Source organism: Streptomyces sp. 891-h, assembly GCF_022760275.1.
Classification (GTDB): domain Bacteria; phylum Actinomycetota; class Actinomycetes; order Streptomycetales; family Streptomycetaceae; genus Streptomyces; species Streptomyces spirodelae.
In genome coordinates this window covers 2,568,792-2,590,979 of the sequence record NZ_CP050693.1, presented here as the reverse complement: position 1 = coordinate 2,590,979, position 22,188 = coordinate 2,568,792, and the positions used below count along the sequence as shown (strand labels likewise).

The window sequence follows — 22,188 nt, the reverse complement described above, 5'->3', positions numbered from 1 at the left end:
CAACAGGGGGGTGAGGGCTGATAGTGAATCCATCGAGCTCGGGTTAAAGGGTCACGCACCGTCAAATGGGCGCCGACTCCGCGAGCGTGGGGGCGTGTTGCAGAAGATCCGGCAGAGCTGCTGCCGGATCTGGCACCGCCCCTTTTCTCTTGGCGACATCTTTGAGGAGGACGGGCCCATGCGTGGCGCGAAGACGATGAAGTGGTCCGCTCTCGCGGCGGCCGTGGCCCTGGCGGCTACGGCCTGCGGCGGGTCGGGCGGCGACGGCGACTCGGCCTCCGGGAAGCCCGCCGGGTACGTCTCGATGTTCAACGGCGAGCCCCAGCACCCGCTGCTTCCCTCCAACACGAACGAGAAGTTCGGCGGCTACGTCATCGACGCGCTGTTCACCGGGCTCGTCGGCTACGACGCCAAGGGCGGCCTGATCGACATGAACGCCGCCTCGGTCGACTCCAAGGACAACAAGACCTGGACCGTCAAGCTCAAGAAGGGCTGGAAGTTCCACGACGGCACGGACGTGACCGCCGAGTCGTACGTCAAGGCCTGGAACTGGATGGCCAACGTCAAGAACAAGCAGGCCAACAGCTACTGGTTCGACGACATCGAGGGCTACAAGGACGTCCACCCGGAGAAGGGCGAGCCCAAGAAGGACGAGATGTCCGGGCTGAAGGTCGTCGACGACCACACCTTCACCATCGAGCTGTCCAAGCCCGTGCCGTACTTCGAGTACAAGCTGGGCTACAAGACCTTCACCCCGCTGCCCGAGTCGTTCTACAAGGACCCCAAGGGCTTCGGCCAGAAGCCGGTCGGCAACGGCCCCTACAAGTTCCAGAAGTGGACCCACAACAAGCTGATCCAGGTCAAGGCCGTCAGCAGCTACAAGGGTTCCAACAAGGCCAAGAACAAGGGCATCCAGTTCAAGAACTACTCCAACCTGGAGTCCGCCTACCAGGACGCCCTCTCCGGCAACCTCGACCTGGTCGACGGCGTCGGTCCCAAGGACCTGCCCAAGCGCAAGGCCGACTTCGGTGACCGGGCCCTGGACGTGCCCTACGCCGGCACCCAGAGCATCGTGCCGGTCTTCTACTCCAAGCCGTTCAAGGACGTCGACCCCAAGGTGATCCAGGGTCTGTCGATGGCGATCGACCGCAAGACGATCACCAAGACGGTGCTCCAGGGCACCCGGATCCCCTCCAAGGGCTTCACCCCGCCGCAGGTCAAGGGCTACCAGAAGCTCGACACCGATGTGCTGTCCTTCAACCCGAAGAAGGCCAAGAAGTACATCAAGGAAGGCGGCGGGATCCCGGGCAACAAGATCTGGATCCAGTACAACGCCGACGGCGGCCACAAGGAATGGGTGACGGCTGTCTGCAACAGCATCACCAAGACCACCGGCGTCAAGTGCGTGGGCGACTCCAAGCCGGACTTCCAGACCGACCTGCAGGCCCGCCAGAACAACAAGGTCAAGGGCATGTACCGGGGCGGCTGGCTCGCGGACTACCCGCTGAACGTCAACTTCATGCAGGACCTGTACAAGACCGGCGCCTCCACCAACTACGGCCGGTTCTCCGACAAGAAGGTCGACGAGCTCTTCGAGAAGGGCGACCACGCCGCGTCCCTCGACGCCTCCGTCAAGGACTACCAGAAGGCGGAGAAGGAACTGCTGCAGAAGATGCCGGCCATCCCGCTGTGGGACTACGCGGCCAACATCGTGCACGGCGAGGACATCGACGGCGTCAAGGTCGGCTTCGACGGCAACGTCCTGGTGACCGACATCACCGTCAAGTAGCAGCACGCCGCCGACGCCGGGCCGCCCGCACCGACGCGGGCGGCCCCGGCCGTCGCCTGATCTCCCTTTCCGTTACGGAGGCACTATGGGGCGCTACGTCGCGCGGCGACTGCTCCAGATGATCCCGGTCTTCATCGGGTCGACTCTGCTGATCTTCTGCATGATGTACGCGCTGCCCGGCGACCCGGTGGCGGCACTGTACGGCGAGAAGAAGCCCGACCCCGCGCAGATCCTGGCGATCAAACACCAGCTCGGACTGGACCTGCCCCTGTGGCACCAGTACTGGAACTACCTCACCGGGCTCTTCCAAGGGGACTTCGGAACCCAGATAGCCACCCAGCGCCCGGTGGCCGACGTGATCGCGCAGGCGTTCCCCGTCACCATCCGGCTCACCCTCTTCGCGTTCGTCTTCACCGTCGTCGTCGGTGTGCTGCTGGGCCTGGTATCGGGCCTGTTCGCCGACAAGGCGTTCGACCGGATCGTGCTCGTCTTCACGCTGCTGCTGATCTCGGTGCCCAGCTTCGTCCTCGGCTACCTCTTCCAGTACCTGTTCGCCTTCCAGCTCGACTGGCTCACCCCCACCGTCCAGGACTCGCGAGATCCGGGACAGCTGCTGCTGCCCGCCATCGTGCTGGCCGCGCTCTCGCTGGCGTACGTCACCCGGCTGACCCGTACCTCGGTGGCGGAGAACCTGCGTGCCGACTACATCCGCACCGCCGTCGCCAAGGGACTGCCCCGGCGCCGAGTGGTCGGCGTCCACCTGCTGCGCAACTCGCTGATCCCGGTGGTCACCTTCCTCGGTACCGACATCGGTGCGCTGATGGCCGGCGCGGTCGTCACCGAAGGCATCTTCAACGTGCACGGCGTCGGCAACACCATCTTCGAAGCGCTCAACCGGCGTGAGGGCTCCACGGTCGTCGGCATCGCCACGCTGATCGTCATCGTCTATCTCGTCGCCAGCCTGCTCGTCGACCTGCTTTACGCGGTCCTGGACCCGAGGATCCGTTATGACTGAGACCCTGAACGTGCCCGCGTCGGCGTCCACGGAACCGCAGCCGGCCCCGCCGGGCGCGGACGCCAAGCCGGCCAAGGGCCGCAGCCTGTGGTCCGACGCCTGGCACGACCTGCGGCGCAACCCGCTGTTCCTCATCTCCGCCGTACTGATCGTGGTACTGCTGGCGATGGTCGCCTTCCCCGGCTGGTTCACCTCCGCGTCCCCGACGGTGGGCGACCTGACGCACCACTACCAGGGCAAGCCCAACTACGGACACTTCTTCGCCGAGGACTGGTTCGGATACGACACCCAGGGCCGCTCCGTATGGGCCCGGATGGTGCACGGCGCGCGCGCCTCCGTGCTCGTCGGCGTCCTGGTGACGCTCTTCGTCACCATCCTCGGCGGTCTCGTCGGCCTGGTCGCCGGCTACTTCGGCGGCTGGCTGGACAGCGTGCTCTCCCGGATCACCGACATCTTCCAGGGCATCCCCTTCTTGCTGGGCGCCATGGTCGTGCTGACCACCTTCACCAAGTCCAACCTGTGGGTGGTCATCGCGGCGCTGCTCTTCCTCGGCTGGACGCAGATCGCCAGGGTCGCGCGCGGCTCGGTGATCACCGTCAAGCAGAGCGACTATGTTCAGGCGGCCAAATCCCTGGGCGCGAGCACCGTACGGATCATGTTCCGGCACATCGTGCCCAACGCGCTCGCCCCTGTGGTGGTCGTCGCCACCACGGCGCTGGGCGGCTACATCGCCGCCGAGGCGACCCTCTCCTACCTGGGCATCGGCCTGGCCGCGCCCACGGTCTCCTGGGGTGTGGACGTCTCCAACGGCAAGGACGCCCTGCGCACGGCGCCGCACATCCTGATATCCCCGGCCGTCATGGTGTCCCTCACCGTGCTGGCGTTCATCATGCTCGGCGATGCGGTCCGCAACGCCCTCGATCCGAAGAGCCGTTGAGGGAGGCGGGTAAAGCCATGACCCTGCTCGAAGTGCGCGACCTGCACGTCGACTTCAAGACCCGGGACGGCCTGGTCAAGGCCGTCAACGGCGTCAACTACAGCGTCGAGGCCGGCGAGACCCTCGCGGTGCTCGGCGAGTCCGGCTCCGGCAAGTCGGTGACCGCCCAGGCGATCATGGGCATCCTCGACATGCCGCCCGGCCGGATCCCTCAGGGCGAGATCCTCTTCCACGGCAAGGACATGCTGGCCATGTCCAAGGAGGAGCGGCGGAAGATCCGCGGCGCCAAGATCGCCATGATCTTCCAGGACGCGCTCTCCTCGTTGAACCCTGTGCTGACGGTGGGCTACCAGCTGGCCGAGATGTTCCGCGTCCACCAGGGGCTGCGCCGCAAGGAGGCCAAGGCCAAGGCCGTCGAGCTGATGGAACGGGTGAGGATCCCGGCGGCCAAGGCCCGGGTGAACGACTACCCGCATCAGTTCAGTGGGGGTATGCGGCAGCGGATCATGATTGCGATGGCGTTGGCGCTGGAGCCCGATCTGATCATCGCGGATGAGCCGACGACGGCGCTGGATGTCACTGTGCAGGCGCAGGTGATGGAGCTGTTGGCGGATCTTCAGCGTGAGTACAACATGGGTCTGATTCTGATCACGCACGATCTGGGTGTGGTCGCGGATGTGGCCGACAAGATCGCCGTGATGTACGCGGGCCGCATCGTGGAGACAGCACCGGTCAAGGAGCTGTACCGGACACCGGCACATCCCTACACCAGGGGCCTGCTCGACTCCATCCCCCGTCTGGACCGCAAGGGCCAGGAGCTGTACGCGATCCAGGGCCTGCCGCCCAACATGGCCAAGGTGCCCGGCGGCTGCGCCTTCCACCCGCGCTGCCCCGCCGCCCGGGACGTCTGCCGCACCGAGCTGCCCCCGCTCGCCGAGGTCGGCGACGGACGCGGCAGCGCGTGCCACTTCTGGAAGGAGACGATCGATGACCGAGCGGCATGAGCAGGGCGGCCGGGGTGAGCCGATCCTCGAGGTGCGGGACCTGGCCAAGCACTTCCCGTTGACCCAGGGCGTCCTCTTCAAGCGGCAGATCGGTGCGGTCAAGGCCGTGGACGGCATCTCCTTCGACCTCTACCCGGGGGAGACACTGGGCATCGTGGGGGAGTCGGGCTGCGGCAAGTCGACCGTGGCCAAGCTGCTGATGAATCTGGAGCAGCCGACGTCCGGCACGATCCGTTACAAGGGTGAGGACATCACCCGGCTGTCGGGCCGTGCTTTGAAGGCGGTGCGGCGGAACATCCAGATGGTGTTCCAGGACCCTTATACGTCGTTGAATCCGCGGATGACGGTGGGGGACATCGTGGGGGAGCCGTTCGACATCCATCCGGAGGTGGCGCCGAAGGGGGACCGGCGGCGGAAGGTGCAGGAGTTGCTGGATGTGGTCGGGTTGAATCCGGAGTACATCAACCGGTATCCGCATCAGTTCAGTGGTGGTCAGCGGCAGCGGATCGGTATCGCGCGTGGGCTGGCGCTGCGGCCTGAGGTGATCGTGGCGGACGAGCCGGTGTCGGCGCTGGATGTGTCGGTGCAGGCGCAGGTGGTGAATCTGATGGAGCGACTGCAGGACGAGTTCGGGCTCTCCTACATGTTCATCGCCCACGACCTGTCCATCGTCCGCCACATCTCCGACCGCGTCGGTGTGATGTACCTCGGCAAGATGGCCGAGATCGGGACCGACGAGCAGATCTACGAGCACCCCACGCACCCCTACACCCAGGCGCTGCTGTCGGCTGTTCCGGTGCCCGACCCGGAGTCGGAGGGGAAGCGGGAGCGGATCGTGCTGGAGGGCGACGTCCCCTCACCGGCCAACCCGCCGTCCGGCTGCCGGTTCCGCACCCGCTGCTGGAAGGCGCAGCAACGCTGCGCCGACGAGGTGCCGCTGCTGGCTGTTCCCACCCTGTTCGAGGGCTCGGGATCGGGTGCGGCGCACCCGTCGGCCTGCCACTTCGCCGAGGAGCGCGCGGCGGTGGTCGCGGCCTGACGCGGCCGCTGCCCGCGGTGTCCCCCAAACGGGTTCCGGCCCGTTCCGCGGCGGGCAAGGCGGCCAGGCATATGGTGTCAAAAGGTGTTATGTGGGTTCGAGGCGTACTCGGACCCACAGCGCACCCAGGAGGCACCCATGCGTGGAGCCACCCGCACCACCATGACCAGGCGGGCGCTCGCCGCCGCCGGCGCTGTCGCTCTGACGGCGACGGCCTGCGGCGGCGGCTCGACCGCCAGCGGTGCCGCCGGCGGCGCGCAGAGCGGGGTCGTACGCGCGTTCTGGACCGATCCGCAGCACCCGGTCGAGCCCGCCAACACCAACGAGGTGCAGGGCGGCAAGGTCCTCGACATGATTTCCCGGGGCCTGATGAAGTACAACCCCACCACGGGGAAGGCCGAGAACGCCGTCGCCGAGTCCATCGAGACCGACGACCAGCAGAACTTCACCATCAAGCTGGAGAAGGGCTGGAAGTTCTCCGACGGCACCCCCGTGACGGCCAAGTCCTTCGTGGACGCTTGGAACTACGGAGCGCTGGTCACCAACAAGCAGATCAACTCCTACTTCTTCCAGTACATCGAGGGCTACGAGGACGTCCACCCCGAGAGGGGGAAGCCCAAGGCGAAGAAGCTGGCCGGGCTGAAGGTGAAGGACGACCACACCTTCACGGTGAAGCTCAACCAGAAGTTCTCCCTCTGGCCGCAGACGCTCGGCTACAGCGCCTACGCCCCGCTGCCCAAGTCGTTCTTCACCGACCACGACGCCTGGCTCGAGAAGCCCGTCGGAAACGGCCCCTACAAGGTGGACTCCTACACCAAGGGCCAGTCGATGAAGCTGTCCCGGAACAAGTACTACGCCGGGGAGGACACGCCGAAGAACAAGGGCGTCGAGCTGAAGGTCTACACCGACCAGAACACCGGCTACACCGACCTCCAGGCCGGAAACCTCGACGTGGTCGACGAACTGCCGGCCGGACAGCTCAAGAACGCGAAACGGGACCTGGACGGGCGGTACATCAACCAGCCTGCGGGCATCACCCAGACCATCTCCTTCCCGATGTACGACAAGAAGTGGCAGAGCAAGAAGGCCGCCATGGTGCGCCGCGGCCTCTCCAGGGCGATCGACCGGAAAGAGGTGACCGAGAAGATCTACCACGGCACCCGCGAACCGGCGACCGACCTGACCTCACCCGTGCTGAAGACCGCCGGCGGCTACAAGCCCGGACTCTGCGGTGACGCCTGCGAATACGACCCCGAGGAAGCCAAGAAACTCATCAAGCAGGGCGGCGGGCTGCCCGGCGGGAAGATCACCCTGACCTCCAATGTGGACACCGGCTCCCACCGGCAGTGGATGGAGGCCGTCTGCAACAGCATCAACCGCACGCTCGGCAAGAACAACGCCTGCACCATCAACCCCGTGCCGACGTTCAGCAAATTCCGCTCCGACATCTCGGACAAGGAGATGAAGGGGATGTTCAGGACCGGCTGGCAGATGGACTACCCGCTCATCCAGAACTTCATCCAGCCCATCTACTACACCGACGCCTCCTCCAACGACTCGGGCTTCTCCGATCCCCAGGTCGACAAGCTCATCGACCAGGCGAACGCCGCCACCGACGAGAAGTCCGCCGTCCGCCTCTTCCAGCAGGCCGAGAAGCGCATTCTGGAGACCTTCCCCGCGATCCCGCTGTGGTACCAGAACGGGAACGCCGGGTATTCCAGCCGGGTCAGTAATGTGAAGCTCAACCCCTTCTCCGTACCGGTCTTCACGGACATCAAGGTCAAGTGAGCCGCCGTGGGGCGCTACGTCATCAGGCGACTGCTCCAGATGATCCCGGTCTTCATCGGGACCACCTTCCTCATCTTCGTGATGGTGTACGCGGTCGGAGACCCGGTCAACGCGATGTTCGGAGAACGGGCGCCAGACCCGGCGACCGCTGAGCAGCTGCGCGCGGAATTCAACCTCGACAAGCCCGTCTGGCAGCAGTACGTGCTCTACATGGGAAAGATCTTCTCCGGTGACTTCGGGAACGCGTTCAACGGCCGCCCGGTGACCGAGCTGATGGCGACGGCCTTTCCCATCACCATCCGGCTGACCCTGCTGGCCGTCGTCTTCGAGATCATCGTCGGCATCGTGCTGGGTGTGATCACCGGGCTGCGACGCGGGCGGCCGGTCGACTCCGGGGTGCTGATGATGACCCTCGTCGTCATCTCCGTACCGACGTTCGTGACCGGCAGCCTCGCGCAGTATCTGCTCGGCGTGAAATGGGGCTGGATCGCGCCCGCGGTCTCGCCCGCCGCGCCGGCGGGCGAGCTGCTGCTGCCCGCGCTGGTCCTCGCGCTCGTCTCGCTCGCCTACGTCACCAGGTTGACCCGCACCTCGATCGCGGAGAACGCCCGCGCCGACTACGTACGGACCGCTGTCGCCAAAGGGCTGTCGAGGGGGCGGGTGACGGTACGGCACCTGCTGCGGAACTCGCTGATCCCCGTCGTCACCTTCCTCGGCACCGACGTCGGCAACCTGATGGCCGGAGCACTGGTGACCGAACGGATCTTCAACATCCAGGGCGTGGGCTTTCAGCTGTGGCAGGGCATCGTCCGGCAGAACTCGCCCACCGTGGTCGGTTTCGTGACCATCCTCGTCATCGTCTTCCTCCTCGCCAACCTGCTCGTCGACCTGTTGTACGCGGTGCTTGACCCGAGGATCCGCTATGCGTAACCCACCCCCCCACCCTGACTCCGCCGACGGCGGCGTACCCCCTCACGCGTGGGCGCGCCTGCTCGCGGATGAGCCCTCTTGCCGGGCGGAGCCCTTTTGCCGCCGGCACGGTGCGCAACCACGGCGGACAGGGGCCGGCGGAATGTGCGGCGGCCGGTACCGCAACGCGCCCTCGGCCGAGCTCCGTTCGGCACCGCCGGTCTCCGCTCACGGGCTTCTCGCCGTTGCGGCGGACATGAATTCGGAGGGGCCGTGAGCGGGGCTTCTGCGTTCGAGGGGGGCCGCGGTCCGGTAGAGGGCGGGGTGACGGACGAACTCACGGTGGAGGGCGCGCCGCCCCCGGGCGGGGAGCCCGGCCAACGGGAACCGGGCCGGCCGCCTCAGAAGCGGGAGTCCCAGGAGCGCACGCGGAGCCTGTGGTCCGACGCGTGGCACGACCTGCGGCGCAACCCCGTCTTCGTGATCGCGGGACTGCTCATCAGCTTTCTGGTGCTCATCTCGGTCTGGCCGGGGCTGATCACCAGCCAGGACCCGCTCTCCTGCCGGCTCGGCCGCTCCCTCGACCCCTCCTCGGCGGGACACTGGTTCGGCTTCGACACCCAGGGCTGCGACGTCTATACGCGAGTGGTCCACGGGGCCCGCACCTCGGTGACCGTCGGGGTCTGCGCCACGGCGGGCGTCGCGGCGCTGGGCAGCGTGCTGGGCGGACTGGCGGGGTTCTTCGGCGGGGTGTGGGACGCGATCCTCTCCCGCGTCACGGACATCTTCTTCGGTATTCCGATCGTCCTCGGCGGGCTGGTCTTCCTCTCCATGACCGGCAGCCGCTCGGTGTGGACGGTGGTCACCTTCATCGTCCTGCTCGGCTGGCCGCAGGTCGCCCGTATCGCGCGCGGCTCGGTGATCACCGTCAAGCAGAACGACTATGTGCTGGCGGCACGGGCGCTGGGCGCGGGCCATGTGCGGATGATGGCGCGCCACATCCTCCCGAACGCCGTCGCTCCCGTGATCGTGACCGCGACCATCGCGCTGGGGACGTACATCTCGCTGGAGGCGACACTCAGCTATCTCGGCGTCGGGCTCCAGCCGCCCACCGTCTCCTGGGGCGCCGATATCTCGGCGGCCTCGCAGGGCATGCAGTTCCGCAACGCGCCGCACATCCTGCTCTATCCGGCCGCCGCGCTCAGCCTCACCGTACTGGCCTTCATCATGCTCGGCGACGCGGTCCGCGACGCCCTCGACCCGAAGCTGAGGTGAGTGCGGGTGAGCCTGCTGGACGTCCGTGACCTGGCCGTGGAGTTCCGTACCCGGGACGGTGTGGCCCAGGCCGTCAACGGGGTGAGCTACAGCGTCGAGGCGGGCGAGACACTCGCGGTGCTGGGCGAGTCGGGATCGGGCAAGTCGGTGACAGCGCAGGCGGTCATGGGCATCCTCGACATGCCGCCGGGTCGGATCACCGGGGGAGAGATCCTCTTCCAGGGCCGGGACCTGCTGACGCTTCCGGAGGAGGAGCGGCGGAAGATCCGCGGTTCGAAGATGGCGATGATCTTCCAGGACGCGCTCTCCTCGTTGAACCCTGTGCTGACGGTGGGCTACCAGCTGGCCGAGATGTTCCGCGTCCACCAGGGGCTGGGCCGCAAGGAGGCGAGGGCGCGGGCCGTGGAGCTGATGGAGCGGGTGCGCATTCCGGCGGCCCGCCAGCGGGTGGGGGACTTCCCGCATCAGTTCAGTGGGGGTATGCGGCAGCGGATCATGATTGCGATGGCGTTGGCGCTGGAGCCTGATCTGATCATCGCGGATGAGCCGACGACGGCGCTGGATGTCACTGTGCAGGCGCAGGTGATGGAGCTGTTGGCGGATCTTCAGCGTGAGTACAACATGGGTCTGATTCTGATCACGCACGATCTGGGTGTGGTCGCGGATGTGGCCGACAAGATCGCCGTGATGTACGCGGGCCGCATCGTGGAGACAGCCCCCGTCGGCAACCTCTACCGGACGCCGGCGCACCCCTACACCAAGGGCCTGCTCGACTCGATCCCGCGCCTGGACCAGAAGGGGCAACAGCTCAGCGTCATCCGGGGGATGCCGCCCAGCCTGCTGGAGATCCCGCCCGGCTGCGCCTACAACCCGCGCTGTCCCATGGCGCGCACCGTGTGCCGTACGGACGAACCACCGCTCTACGAGGTCGTCGACGAGCGGCGCAGCGCCTGCCACTTCTGGAAGGAGATGTTCGATGCGAGCTGACCACTCGGGGCGCACCCCGGCCCGGGGGGACGGCTGGAAGGCGCTCTTGGAGGTGCGGGACCTGGTCAAGCACTTCCCGTTGACCCAGGGCGTCCTCTTCAAGCGGCAGATCGGTGCGGTCAAGGCCGTGGACGGCATCTCCTTCGACCTGCACAAAGGGGAGACGCTGGGCATCGTGGGGGAGTCGGGCTGCGGCAAGTCGACCGTGGCCAAGCTGGTCACCCATCTCGAACAGCCGACGTCCGGCACGATCCGTTACAAGGGTGAGGACATCACCCGGCTGTCGGGCCGTGCTTTGAAGGCGGTGCGGCGGAACATCCAGATGGTGTTCCAGGACCCTTATACGTCGTTGAATCCGCGGATGACGGTGGGGGACATCGTGGGGGAGCCGTTCGACATCCATCCGGAGGTGGCGCCGAAGGGGGACCGGCGGCGGAAGGTGCAGGAGCTGCTGGATGTGGTCGGGTTGAATCCGGAGTACATCAACCGGTATCCGCATCAGTTCAGTGGTGGTCAGCGGCAGCGGATCGGTATCGCGCGTGGGCTGGCGCTGCGGCCTGAGGTGATCGTGGCGGACGAGCCGGTCTCGGCGCTGGATGTGTCGGTGCAGGCGCAGGTGGTGAATCTGATGGAGCGGCTGCAGGACGAGTTCGGGCTCTCCTACATGTTCATCGCCCACGACCTGTCCATCGTCCGCCACATCTCCGACCGCGTCGCAGTGATGTACCTCGGCAAGATCGTGGAGATCGGCACCGAGACCGAGATCTACGACCATCCCACGCACCCCTACACCCAGGCGCTGCTGTCGGCTGTTCCGGTGCCCGATCCGGAGTCGGAGGGGAAGCGGGAGCGGATCGTGCTGGAGGGCGACGTCCCCTCACCGGCCAACCCGCCGTCCGGCTGCCGGTTCCGCACCCGCTGCTGGAAGGCGCAGCAACGCTGCGCCGAGGAGGAACCGGTCCTGGCCGTCCCGGAGAACTTCGCCGCCACCCTGCCGGACGAGCCGGTGCACCACCCCTCGGCCTGTCACTTCGCCGCCGAGCGCGCCACGGTGATCCCGCCGGTGGGCTGACCCCGCCGAGGGGGCTGACCCCTTGGTGGGCTGACGGCCGCGGATCACCAGGTCCGCGGCGGGGCTCCGTAGGACGCGGTGCCGCCCTGGTACGAGGGGACGGTGGAGGAGTCGCGGCGCTCGCCGCGGGAGAGGGCCACCAGCAGCGCGCAGCCGACGGCCACCTCGAAGGCGTCGGTCAGTATGTGCAGTTGCGCCTCGATGCCGAGTTCGCCGAAGTGCTCGATCAGTTCCGTCTTGAGATCGAAGGCCATGGCGAACAGGCCGAGAGCGAGCAGGGGCGCGGCCGCGATCAGGCCGAAGGGCCGGGAGAAGGCGGCTCCGGCGAGTGCGGCGACGGCGGCGACCAGGGTGAGCAGGACGACGGCCCACAGCACCCAGCCGGAGGGAGCGTCCAGCAGCCGCACGATGGTCCGCTCGCCGGTCAGCGTCATCTCGTACCGGTCCCAGCCGTTCTGCTGCCAGGTGCGTATCTCCCAGGCGGCCAGCACCACACCGCAGGCGCCCAGCAGCAGGAAGGCGGCCACGGCGCCGCCCCGGGTGGGGCCGGCGGGCGGTTCGTCGGCGGGGTCGGGGGCGGCCCGTGCGCCGTATCCGGAGGGGCCGTACCCGGAGACGGACTGCGCAGGGCGGCGTCCGGCGACGGCCGTGACCACCAGCACGGCCCCGATGACGACGGTCGCGATGGTGCTGAAGAGAACCTTGCTCAGCAGCCCGTCCGGGACGCCCTGCATCCAGTCGGCGTTGAGGTTCCACAGGCCGGGGGTGCGCACGGCCACGGTCAGCAGTCCTGTGCAGGTGAGTATCGCCGCGGACGAGGAGGAGCGGAATGCCGTCACCGCGGCGACCGAGTACAGCAGCACCAGCGTCGGCTCCAGGAACGAGGTCACCCACACCCCGTCCTCGGCGCGGGCGGGCAGGCCGGCCCAGTTCCACCAGACGTCGACGACCTCGTGCGCCTTGGTGAAGTCCCTGATGATCCAGGCGAGACTGATCAGCGCGAGCGCGGCGGTCAGCAGTGCTCCGAAGGCCCGCGCCCCGCGCGCGAGCGTCCTGTCCTGGCCCATGGCTCGGCCCCCCCGTTATGTGCGGTGTCGCGACGTCCCGGATCCACCCGTGTCTACCCGTGATCGCCGTGCGGCTACAAGCGCCCCCCGGTGCCGCGACGCACGCCGATGCGTCCGCGCGCCCATGTTCGCACGATGCAGACCGCTCGCGCATGGGAACGCCATCAAACCAGCCGTTCGAGGGAGTTGGGAGCCGTACGCACTTCGCAGCGGCGGCTTCGGATATCGGTGAGGAGTCGGCCGTGTTGCGGGTCTGTTAAGACGTTTCCCTAGGATTTATTCAGCTATGTCCACTGGGCTGCTGTGATGTCAAGCACGTTGCGACCTCGATCTGCGCAACGTTCGCTCAAGAAAGCGGTGAACGGCGTTCAGCCCGGTCAACACCCCTTGACTGGTACGTAATTGGCTTGCGAAAGTCCGGCTCAACCCACCCGCATCACGCCCCAACGATTCGGGTTCCGGCGAGATTTGAGCGCGGGAGCACACACGCGATGACGAGTACTTCCCAGACTGCTGCGGCGGACGGGGCCGACACCCCTGGTCCCGACGGCGCCGGTCTGAGTTCTACGCGAGTTGCCAAAGAGGCCGACCTCGCGGGCCGATCCCCCGGCCAGCTCATGTGGATGCGCTTCAAGCGTGACCGCACAGGCGTGATCTCGGCGTGCATCGTGCTCGCCTTCTTCCTGATCGCGGCGCTGGCCCCGCTGATCGCCAAGCTGTACGGCAAGGATCCGTACACCCGCTACGGGCAGCTGAGGCCCGGCCTGCTGAACGACAACTTCTACCCGGTGAAGCCCAACGGCGGCATCGACGGCGAGTTCTGGTTCGGGCTGGAGCCGGGGCTGGGCCGGGACGTGTTCACCCAACTGCTCTACGGAATCCGCAACTCGCTGGCGCTCGCGGTGATCATCACCCTGCTGTCGGTGCTGACGGCCATCGTCATCGGCGTCGCGGGGGGCTACTTCGGCGGCAAGGTCGACTACTTCCTCGGCCGGTTCACCGACCTGATGATGTCCTTCCCCAACCAGCTGTTCTTCGTGGCCTTCACGCCTGTCGTCGCGGCGCTCCTGGTGGACCCGCGGGACGAGATGCCGACGTGGCTGCGGGCCGGCGTGCTGGTCTATGTGATGTGGCTGCTGGGCTGGATGACGCTGGCGCGGCTGCTGCGCGGACAGACGCTGTCGCTGCGGGAGCGGGAGTTCATCGAGGCGGCGCGGGTCGCCGGCACCCCCTCGGGCCGCATCGTCCGCAAGGAGCTGCTGCCGAACCTCGTCACGCCCATCCTGGTGCAGGCCACCTACATGCTGCCCAACAACGTCACCGCCATCGCGGGGCTCTCGTTCCTCGGTGTCGGTCTGCTGGAGCCCACCCCCGACTGGGGCCGGATGTTCGCCAAGGGCGCCGAGATCTATCAGAGCGACATCACCTACATGTTCTTCCCGGGCGGCGCGATGGTGATCTTCATCCTCGCATTCAACCTGCTCGGAGACTCGGTCAGGGACGCGTTCGACCCCAAGTCCGGCCGATGAGGGCCAGGCGCGACCGAGTGGTGGGGGGTGCTGCCACCCCGTACGGCATCAGTCAGGCAGCGACGGACAACCGACAGGCAGGTGCAGACACCACCATGAGCAGAGTGAGCATACGCACGGCGCGTGCCTCCCTCGCGGCGCTCGCCGCCGGCGCACTGTTCCTCACCGGGTGCAGCAGCGGCGGTGGGGGCGACGACAAGGAGAAGGACGAGAAGGCCAAGCAGCAGGGCCAGGACGTCTCCTACACCTTCGCCGACGAAGCCGCCTCCAAGGGCCCGGCCGCCGAGGTCGAGGGCGGCCGCAAGGGCGGCACCATCAAGGTGCTGCAGCGTGACAGCTTCGCGCACCTGGACCCCGCGCAGATCTACGTCAGCGACGAGGGCGCGCTCGCCGAGCTGATCCACCGCGGTCTGACCACCTACAAGAAGGTCAGCGACGACAAGTACGAGGTCGTCGGCGACCTGGCCACCAACAGCGGCACCAAGTCCGACGGTGGCAAGACCTGGACGTACAAGCTCAAGGACGGGATCAAGTTCGAGGACGGCTCGGCCATCACCTCGAAGGACATCCGGCACTCCATCGAGCGCACGTTCGCCCCCTTCATCACCGAGGGCCCCACCTTCATCCAGCAGTGGCTGGCCGACACCGGTGGCACCGACTACCGCAAGATGCTCAAGGACGGCCCCTACAAGGGCAAGCACCTGCCGGACGACGTCCTGGAGACGCCGGACGACAAGACCATCGTCTTCCACTTCAAGAAGCCGCAGGCCGAGCTGCCGTACGCGCTGGCGATGGCCGGCTATGGCGTGGTGTCTGAGAAGAAGGACACCAAGGAGAAGTACGACAAGAAGCCGCTCTGCTCCGGCCCGTACAAGATCGCCTCGTTCAAGTCCGGCAAGAGCATGAAGCTGGTCCGCAACTCCGAGTGGGACCCGAAGACGGACCCGGCCCGGCACCAGTACCCGGACGCGTTCAACATCCAGTTCGGAGTCTCCTTCGAGGACTCCACCAAGCGGCTGATGTCCGACGCGGGTGAGAACCAGACCGCCACCAGCTTCACCAACCAGGTCGACGCCTCCAGCTTGCAGAAGGTGCGCACCGACCCGGAGATCAAGAAGCGCACCGTCGGCGGCTTCCAGTCGTACGTCAGCTACCTGAACATCAACATGGACCGGATCAAGAACAAGAAGGTCCGGCAGGCCATCGCCTACGCGGTCCCGAACCAGTCCATCGTCTCGGCCTTCGGTGGCGCAGGCGGCGGTGAGATGGCGGGCAACTACATCAGCCCCACGCTGGTCGGCCACAAGAAGACCGACCCCTTCAACAAGCTGAAGAACCCGCAGGGTGACGTCGAGAAGGCGGCCAAGCTCCTCAAGGAGTCCGGCAAGAAGGGCATGAAGCTCACCTTCGCCTACCAGAACGCGCCCGAGTGGCAGCAGTTCGCGGTGGCCGCGACCCAGAACCTGGAGAAGGCCGGGTTCGACGTCCAGAAGAAGGACATCATCGCGGACACGTACTACGACCAGATCGGCAAGGTCAAGAACGGCTACGACATCTACCACAACTCGTGGGGTGCCGACTGGCCCAGCGCTTCGACCGTCGTGCCCAACCTGTTCGACGGACGCCAGGTCCAGGACGGTGCCGCCAACTACTCGCACCACAAGAACCCGAAGTTCGAGAAGGAGATGGACCGTATCCGCTCCATGTCCGACGCGAACAAGGCCGCCGATGAGTGGCAGAAGCTCGCGGACAAGATCCTCACCGAGGACGTGCCCGCCGTGCCGATGCACTACTACAAGGCGATCCAGATCTCCGGTTCGAAGATCGGCGGTATGTACTTCGACGAGCGGCTGCACGACATCAACCCGACGTCGCTCTACGTGAAGAAGTAACCCACCGCGCCCTCAGGCGCCGAATCCGCCGCCCGGCCCGCTGAGGCCGGGCGGCGGAGCCCCGGGGAGGCAAGCCCCCGGTCGTCCCGCACGTCTCGATCCCGCTGTCGCACGAGAGCTGCGTTCCGTCATGCTGCGATTTCTCATCCGCCGGTCGCTCGGCGCCGTGGTGATCCTGCTGATCATCAGCGCCGTCACCTTCTTCCTCTTCTACGCCGTCCCACGGGACCCGGCGATGCTGGCCTGCGGCAAGAACTGCACGCCGGACGCGCTCGCGGTCATCCGCAAGAACATGGGGATCGACGAGCCGGTCCCGGTCCAGTACTTCCACTTCATGGTCGGCATCGTCGCCGGGCGCCAGTTCAACGTGGGAAACTGCCCGGCGCCCTGCTTCGGCTACTCCTTCGCCAACCAGGACCCCGTGTGGGAGACCATCCTGGACCGCTTCCCGACCACCGTCTCGCTGACCGTCGGCGGTGCCGTGGTCTTCCTGACCATCGGTCTGAGCGCGGGCATGATCGCCGCCTGGAAGAAGGGCACGGTCATCGACAAGGCGTTCAGTTCGATGTCGCTGGTGCTCTCCTCGATGCAGATCTACTTCATCGGCCCGCTGGTACTGGCGCTGGTGGTCTACAACCTGGAGCTGCTCGACCAGCCCAAGTACGTACCGCTCACCCAGGATCCGGTCGGCTGGTTCCTGGGTCTGCTGATCCCATGGATGGTCGTCCAGATCATCTTCACCGCGAACTACACCCGTCTGTCCCGGTCCTCGATGATCGAACAGCTGCAGGAGGACCACGTCAGAGCGGCCAGAGCCAAGGGCATGTCGGGGAAGTACGTCTTCTTCCGCTACGCCTGGCGCGGCTCGCTGATCCCGATCATCACCATCTTCGGCGTCGACCTGGGCTCGCTGTTCGGCGGCGCGATGATCACCGAGTGGACGTTCTCACTGCCAGGGCTGGGCACCCTCGCGGTCAACTCGGTGCAGAACACCGACCTGCCCATGGTGATGGGCGTGATGCTCTTCGCGGCCACTTTCATCATCCTCTTCAACATCATCGTGGACGCCGCCTACGCGTTCATCGACCCGCGCGTACGGCTGTCCTAGGAGAACCGGCACATGACCACCCTGACCAAGGAAGCGGACGTACCGGCCCCGCGCGACGGCGGCAGCGGGGACGCCTTCCTCTCGGTGCGCGATCTGTACGTGCACTTCGACACCGAGGACGGCACCGTCAAGGCAGTCGACGGGCTCTCCTTCGACGTCGAACGCGGCCGCACCCTCGGCATCGTCGGCGAGTCCGGCTCCGGCAAGTCGGTCACCAACCTGTCCATCCTCGGACTGCACAACCCGCGGACCACCGACGTCTCCGGCGAGATCCTGCTGGACGGGCAGGAGCTGACCGGCGCGCGGGAGAAGACGCTGGAGACGCTGCGCGGCAACAAGATGGCGATGATCTTCCAGGACGCGCTCACCGCGCTCTCGCCGTACTACACGATCGGACGGCAGATCGCCGAGCCGTACCGCAAGCACATGGGGGTCTCCAAGCGGGAGGCGCACCTGCGGGCCATCGAGATGCTGGAGAAGGTCGGCATCCCGAACCCGAAGACCCGGGTCAACGACTACCCGCACCAGTTCTCCGGCGGTATGCGGCAGCGCGCGATGATCGCCATGGCGCTGGTGTGCAACCCGGACCTGCTGATCGCGGACGAGCCCACCACCGCGCTCGACGTCACCGTGCAGGCGCAGATCCTCGACCTGCTCAAGGACCTCCAGCAGGAGTTCGGTTCCGCCATCATCTTCATCACCCACGACCTCGGCGTCATCGCCAACGTGGCCGACGACATCCTGGTGATGTACGGCGGGCGCGCCGTCGAGCGGGGCACGGTCTCCGAGGTGCTGCGCTCGCCCCAGCACCCCTACACCTGGGGCCTGCTCACCTCCATGCCCCGGCTGAGCGGGAACGTCAACGAGGAGCTGACACCGATCCACGGCTCCCCGCCCAGCCTGCTGGCGCCCCCGCCCGGCTGCCCCTTCCACCCGCGCTGCGGCTACGTCGACGAGGTGGCCGGCAAGTCCTGCACCGCCGACCGGCCGCTGCTGCCGGACGGCCGGGGCGCCGCCTGTCATCTGACGGCGGAGCAGAAGCGGACGTTCTTCGTCGAGCAGATCAAGCCCAGGCTGAGCTAGGACAGGCAGAGGGAGAACCGGACCAATGAGCGATGACCTCACCCTGACCGAGCAAGGCGAGGGCGAGCCGCAGGACATACGGCCCGCACGGACGGGAGAGCCGCTGCTGAAGGCGGAGAACCTGGCCAAACACTTCCCGATCATGGGGGGCTTCCCCTTCAAACGGAAGGTGGGCGAGGTCCAGGCCGTCTCCGGCGTCGACCTGGCGGTGCACCCGGGCGAGAGCTTCGGCCTCGTCGGCGAGTCGGGCTGCGGCAAGTCCACCACGGGACGGCTGCTGACCCGGCTGCTGGAGCCGACCGGCGGCTCCCTCAGCTACGCCGGGCAGGACATCACCCACGCGACGCGCAAGCAGATGGCGCCGATCCGCTCCGAGATCCAGATGATCTTCCAGGACCCGTACTCGTCGCTCAATCCGCGGCAGACGGTCGGCACCATCATCGGCGGCCCCATGGAGGTCAACGGGATCAACCCGCCCGGCGGGCGCGAGCGGCGCATCCGCGAGCTGCTGGAGACGGTCGGCCTCAACCCCGAGCACTACAACCGGTTCCCGCACGAGTTCTCCGGCGGCCAGCGCCAGCGCATCGGCGTGGCCCGTGCCCTGGCGCTGGAACCGAAGCTGATCATCGCCGACGAGCCGGTCTCCGCGCTGGACGTCTCCATTCAGGCGCAGGTGGTCAACCTGCTCCAGCAGGTGCAGCGGGAGATGGGCATCGCCTTTGTGTTCATCGCCCATGACCTGGCGATCGTGCGGCACTTCTCCGAGCGGGTCGCGGTGATGTACCTCGGCAAGATCGTCGAGGTGGGGGAGCGGGAGGCGATCTACAACCGCCCCCGCCACCCCTATACGCACGCGCTGCTGTCGGCGGTGCCCGAGGCCGTGCTCCACGAGGAGGAGCAGGCGGACACCGGGGCGGCCAGGGAGCGCATCCGGCTGGCCGGTGACGTGCCCTCGCCGATCAACCCGCCCTCGGGCTGCCGCTTCCGCACCCGCTGCTGGAAGGCGCAGGACAAGTGCGCCAGCGAGGAGCCGCCGCTGGTGCAGTTCCCCGGGAATACGGCAGGCCATCTGACGGCCTGCCACTTCCCGGAGGAGCCGACGACTGCTGCTCGCGCGGAGGACGTCGTGATGGATGAGGCCCTCCGCACCATGGAGGACAGCTCGCATTAGTGCCTGCCCGGCATGGGGGCTGCGCCTTGGCCGCCGTTCCGGGCCGCGGGTGCGCTGTGGCTTGTCGCGCAGTTCCCCGCGCCCCTGACGGAGCGCAGCCCCCATGCGGGGTACGCAACTGTCAGTCGGCCACCCCCAACGACCGCTTCAGGAAGCCGACCTGCAGCAGCAACAGGTTCTCCGCCACCTCCGGGCCGGTGGCCATGTGGGTGACCCCGGACAAGGGGAGCACCTCATGGGGGCGGCCGGCGGCCAGCAGCGCGGAGGACAGCCGCAACGCATGGGCGACCACCACATTGTCGTCGGCGAGTCCGTGAATGATCATCAGCGGCCGATGGGGGCTGTCCGGGTCCACCAGGGACAGCCCCTCATCGGTGAGCAAGGAGGACTCGGCGTAGACATCGGCGTCCTCCTGCGGGGTGCCGCAGTACCGCTCCGTGTAGTGGGTGTCGTACAGCCGCCAGTCGGTCACCGGCGCACCGGCGACCGCGGCGTGGAAGACATCGGGCCGCCGCAGCACCGCGAGGGCCGCCAGGTAACCGCCGTACGACCAGCCGCGGATGCCGACCCGGGACAGGTCCAGCGGGAAGTCCTCGGCGAGCGCGTGCAGCGCCTCGACCTGGTCGTCCAGCGTGACGGAGGCGAGCCGGCGTGAGACGGCCTTCTCCCAGCCGGGGCTGTGCCCCGGCGTCCCGCGCCCGTCAGCGGTGACCACGGCGAAGCCCTGGTCGGCGAACCACTGCGCGGTCAGATGCGCGTTGTGCGCCGCGACGACCCGCTGCCCGTGCGGCCCGCCGTAGGGGTCCATCAGCACCGGCAGTGGCCCGTCCGACTCCCGGTAGCCGGCCGGCAGGACGACGGCGGCCGGGATGCGCCGCTTCCCGGCGTGCAGCAGCCGCGGCGCGGTGGCCAGCACCGGCGTCTCCGCGTAGGAGGCGACGGCACCGAGCGGGGCCGAGTCGCCCTCGCGCAGCAGTACCACCCGCGTGCCGGGCCGGGAGGGGACCGCGGTCGAGAGCACCAGCGTCCCTCCGCCGCGTACGGCGGAGGCGAGGTGCGGCGTGTCCTCGTCGGCGATCCGCACCGCCTCCCCGCCGCCGAGCGGCACCCGGTAGACGCCGATGTCCCCGGGCGCGCTGCGCCCCGCCGGGCCACTCGCGGCGCCCGCCTGTGCTTCGTCGGAGGCGGCACCGTCGCCTTCCGAGGCGGAGAAGAGGATGTCCCGCTCCCCGATGTCGAGCACGGCCCGCACGTGCAGTGCGGAGGTGGTGAGCCGCCGTGCGCCCGCCATCAGCACCCGTGCGCCCGGGGTGCCGGGAGCCCCGGGTGTTTCACCGCCCTCCCCGGCTTCCCCGGCCTCCGTCGCCGCGTCGGCCTCGTCAGTGATCCGCACCAGGCTGCCGTCCGGCGCCCACGCCGGGACTCCGCCGAAGAGTTCAAGCCAGATTGCATCCCGCTCGGTGAGTGTGACGGAAGTCGCACCCGTGGCGGTGTCGACGCTCAGATACGCGGCCTCGCGCTGGTCCCTGCTCTGGACGAGCAGCAGCGGCGGCCCGGCCGACGACCAGTGCACACGCGCCAGATACGGGTAGCGCTCCCGGTCCCACGCGACCTCGGTCCGGGAGCCGTCGAGGCCGAGCAGATACAGGGTGACCTCGGCGTTCTCGGTGCCGGCTGCCGGATAGGCGACCCTGGTGGACTCCTCCTGCGGGTTGGCCGGATCGGCGATGGTCCAGCGGCGTACGGGAGCGTCGTCCACCCTGGCGACCAGCAGCCGGTCCGAGTCCGGGGACCACCAGTGACCCCGGGTACGGGACATCTCCTCGGCGGCGATGAACTCGGCCAGGCCCCAGGTGACCGTCCCGGCCTCGGGCTCGGCCAGCGCCCGGTCGTCCTCACCCGTGGCCGCCACGACCCGCAGCGCACCGGCCGCCACATAGGCCACATGCCGCCCGTCCGGGGAAGGGCGCGGGTCCACCACGGGGGTCGGCACCGGCAGCTCCACCGCCCTACCGCCGTTGGAATCGGCCGCGCCGCTCAGATCAGCCGTGAAGAGCCGACCCGAAAGGGCGAACGCGGCCATCCGCAGGGAAGTGTCGGTGGCATATCCGACCACGCCCGCTGTCCCCTCACGGCTCCGCTCGCGCCGGGCGCGCTCCTCGGGGGAGAGCTCCTCGGCCGCGCCGCCCAGCAGCGCCTCGGGATCGGCCGCGATGCGCTCCTCGCCGCTGGCCACATCCCGCACCCAGAGGAGATGTGCCCGGTCGGAGCCGCTACGGGAGCGCAGGAACGCCACCCGTGTGCCGTCAGGGGCGACAGTGAAGGACCTGGGGGAGCCAAGTGTGAATCGGTGGGTACGCGCGTGCTGCCGCGGGAAAGTCGTAGCCATGCGGCCGACCGTACTTCGCTCGAGCCGGGCTGTGATCCGCTCCGGGTGCCCGCCGGGACGATCGTCGGGTGGTGTGCAGTTGGCTGGAACTGAATATGCGCCCCTCCTCTGCACCTGTGCACCGAGCCGTGCGG

17 protein-coding genes are annotated in these 22,188 nt (G+C 67.6%); 15 read left to right on the top strand and 2 right to left on the bottom strand.

The window, feature by feature from the left end:
• The first annotated feature begins 178 nt into the window (after nucleotides 1–178).
• The 10 genes from HC362_RS11005 to HC362_RS10960 all read left to right on the top strand — a co-directional run bounded on the left by HC362_RS11005 (nucleotide 179) and on the right by HC362_RS10960 (nucleotide 11,815).
• Nucleotides 179–1,789, top strand: a complete 1,611-nt coding sequence (locus HC362_RS11005) for an ABC transporter substrate-binding protein (RefSeq protein ID WP_243083781.1) — start codon at nucleotides 179–181, stop codon at nucleotides 1,787–1,789.
• An 85-nt stretch (nucleotides 1,790–1,874) separates the two neighbouring features.
• The gene (locus tag HC362_RS11000; RefSeq protein WP_209266307.1) at nucleotides 1,875–2,804 is read left to right on the top strand and encodes an ABC transporter permease; all 930 of its coding nucleotides are present in this window, start codon (nucleotides 1,875–1,877) and stop codon (nucleotides 2,802–2,804) included.
• The gene (locus tag HC362_RS10995; RefSeq protein WP_243083780.1) at nucleotides 2,797–3,741 is read left to right on the top strand and encodes an ABC transporter permease; all 945 of its coding nucleotides are present in this window, start codon (nucleotides 2,797–2,799) and stop codon (nucleotides 3,739–3,741) included. Before HC362_RS11000 ends, HC362_RS10995 begins: the two co-directional genes overlap by 8 nt.
• Before the next feature lie 17 nt (nucleotides 3,742–3,758).
• Nucleotides 3,759–4,745 (top strand): ABC transporter ATP-binding protein, encoded by a 987-nt coding sequence (locus HC362_RS10990; protein ID WP_243083779.1) that lies wholly within the window; start codon nucleotides 3,759–3,761, stop codon nucleotides 4,743–4,745.
• Complete coding sequence (locus HC362_RS10985; protein ID WP_243083778.1) at nucleotides 4,729–5,784, top strand: dipeptide ABC transporter ATP-binding protein; 1,056 nt, start codon at nucleotides 4,729–4,731, stop codon at nucleotides 5,782–5,784. Before HC362_RS10990 ends, HC362_RS10985 begins: the two co-directional genes overlap by 17 nt.
• Before the next feature lie 138 nt (nucleotides 5,785–5,922).
• The gene (locus HC362_RS10980) at nucleotides 5,923–7,572 is read left to right on the top strand and encodes an ABC transporter substrate-binding protein (RefSeq protein WP_243083777.1); all 1,650 of its coding nucleotides are present in this window, start codon (nucleotides 5,923–5,925) and stop codon (nucleotides 7,570–7,572) included.
• 6 nt (nucleotides 7,573–7,578) lie between these two features.
• A complete protein-coding gene (locus tag HC362_RS10975; RefSeq protein WP_243083776.1) occupies nucleotides 7,579–8,502 on the top strand; it encodes an ABC transporter permease in 924 nt (307 codons plus the stop codon).
• A 303-nt stretch (nucleotides 8,503–8,805) separates the two neighbouring features.
• Nucleotides 8,806–9,756 (top strand): ABC transporter permease, encoded by a 951-nt coding sequence (locus tag HC362_RS10970; RefSeq protein ID WP_243083775.1) that lies wholly within the window; start codon nucleotides 8,806–8,808, stop codon nucleotides 9,754–9,756.
• 6 nt (nucleotides 9,757–9,762) lie between these two features.
• The gene (locus tag HC362_RS10965; protein WP_243083774.1) at nucleotides 9,763–10,743 is read left to right on the top strand and encodes an ABC transporter ATP-binding protein; all 981 of its coding nucleotides are present in this window, start codon (nucleotides 9,763–9,765) and stop codon (nucleotides 10,741–10,743) included.
• The gene (locus HC362_RS10960; protein WP_243083773.1) at nucleotides 10,733–11,815 is read left to right on the top strand and encodes a dipeptide ABC transporter ATP-binding protein; all 1,083 of its coding nucleotides are present in this window, start codon (nucleotides 10,733–10,735) and stop codon (nucleotides 11,813–11,815) included. Before HC362_RS10965 ends, HC362_RS10960 begins: the two co-directional genes overlap by 11 nt.
• 44 nt (nucleotides 11,816–11,859) lie before the next feature.
• On the opposite strand, the gene HC362_RS10955 is transcribed toward HC362_RS10960, so the two are convergent.
• Nucleotides 11,860–12,882, bottom strand: coding sequence for a hypothetical protein (locus HC362_RS10955; RefSeq protein ID WP_243083772.1), 1,023 nt, complete (start codon nucleotides 12,880–12,882; stop codon nucleotides 11,860–11,862).
• A 491-nt stretch (nucleotides 12,883–13,373) separates the two neighbouring features.
• On the opposite strand from HC362_RS10955, the gene HC362_RS10950 reads away from it, so the two are divergent.
• From HC362_RS10950 to HC362_RS10930, 5 genes are all read left to right on the top strand, one after another.
• Nucleotides 13,374–14,411, top strand: coding sequence for an ABC transporter permease (locus HC362_RS10950; protein ID WP_243083771.1), 1,038 nt, complete (start codon nucleotides 13,374–13,376; stop codon nucleotides 14,409–14,411).
• Nucleotides 14,412–14,506: 95 nt separating this feature from the next.
• On the top strand, nucleotides 14,507–16,303 hold the full coding sequence (locus HC362_RS10945) for an ABC transporter substrate-binding protein (protein ID WP_243083770.1): 1,797 nt from the start codon (nucleotides 14,507–14,509) through the stop codon (nucleotides 16,301–16,303).
• A 130-nt stretch (nucleotides 16,304–16,433) separates the two neighbouring features.
• A complete protein-coding gene (locus tag HC362_RS10940) occupies nucleotides 16,434–17,411 on the top strand; it encodes an ABC transporter permease (RefSeq protein WP_243083769.1) in 978 nt (325 codons plus the stop codon).
• Nucleotides 17,412–17,423: 12 nt separating this feature from the next.
• Nucleotides 17,424–18,494 (top strand): ABC transporter ATP-binding protein, encoded by a 1,071-nt coding sequence (locus tag HC362_RS10935; protein ID WP_243083768.1) that lies wholly within the window; start codon nucleotides 17,424–17,426, stop codon nucleotides 18,492–18,494.
• Nucleotides 18,495–18,519: 25 nt separating this feature from the next.
• On the top strand, nucleotides 18,520–19,665 hold the full coding sequence (locus HC362_RS10930; protein WP_243083767.1) for a dipeptide ABC transporter ATP-binding protein: 1,146 nt from the start codon (nucleotides 18,520–18,522) through the stop codon (nucleotides 19,663–19,665).
• Nucleotides 19,666–19,786: 121 nt separating this feature from the next.
• On the opposite strand, the gene HC362_RS10925 is transcribed toward HC362_RS10930, so the two are convergent.
• On the bottom strand, nucleotides 19,787–22,054 hold the full coding sequence (locus tag HC362_RS10925) for a prolyl oligopeptidase family serine peptidase (protein WP_243083766.1): 2,268 nt from the start codon (nucleotides 22,052–22,054) through the stop codon (nucleotides 19,787–19,789).
• Nucleotides 22,055–22,188 lie beyond the last annotated feature (134 nt).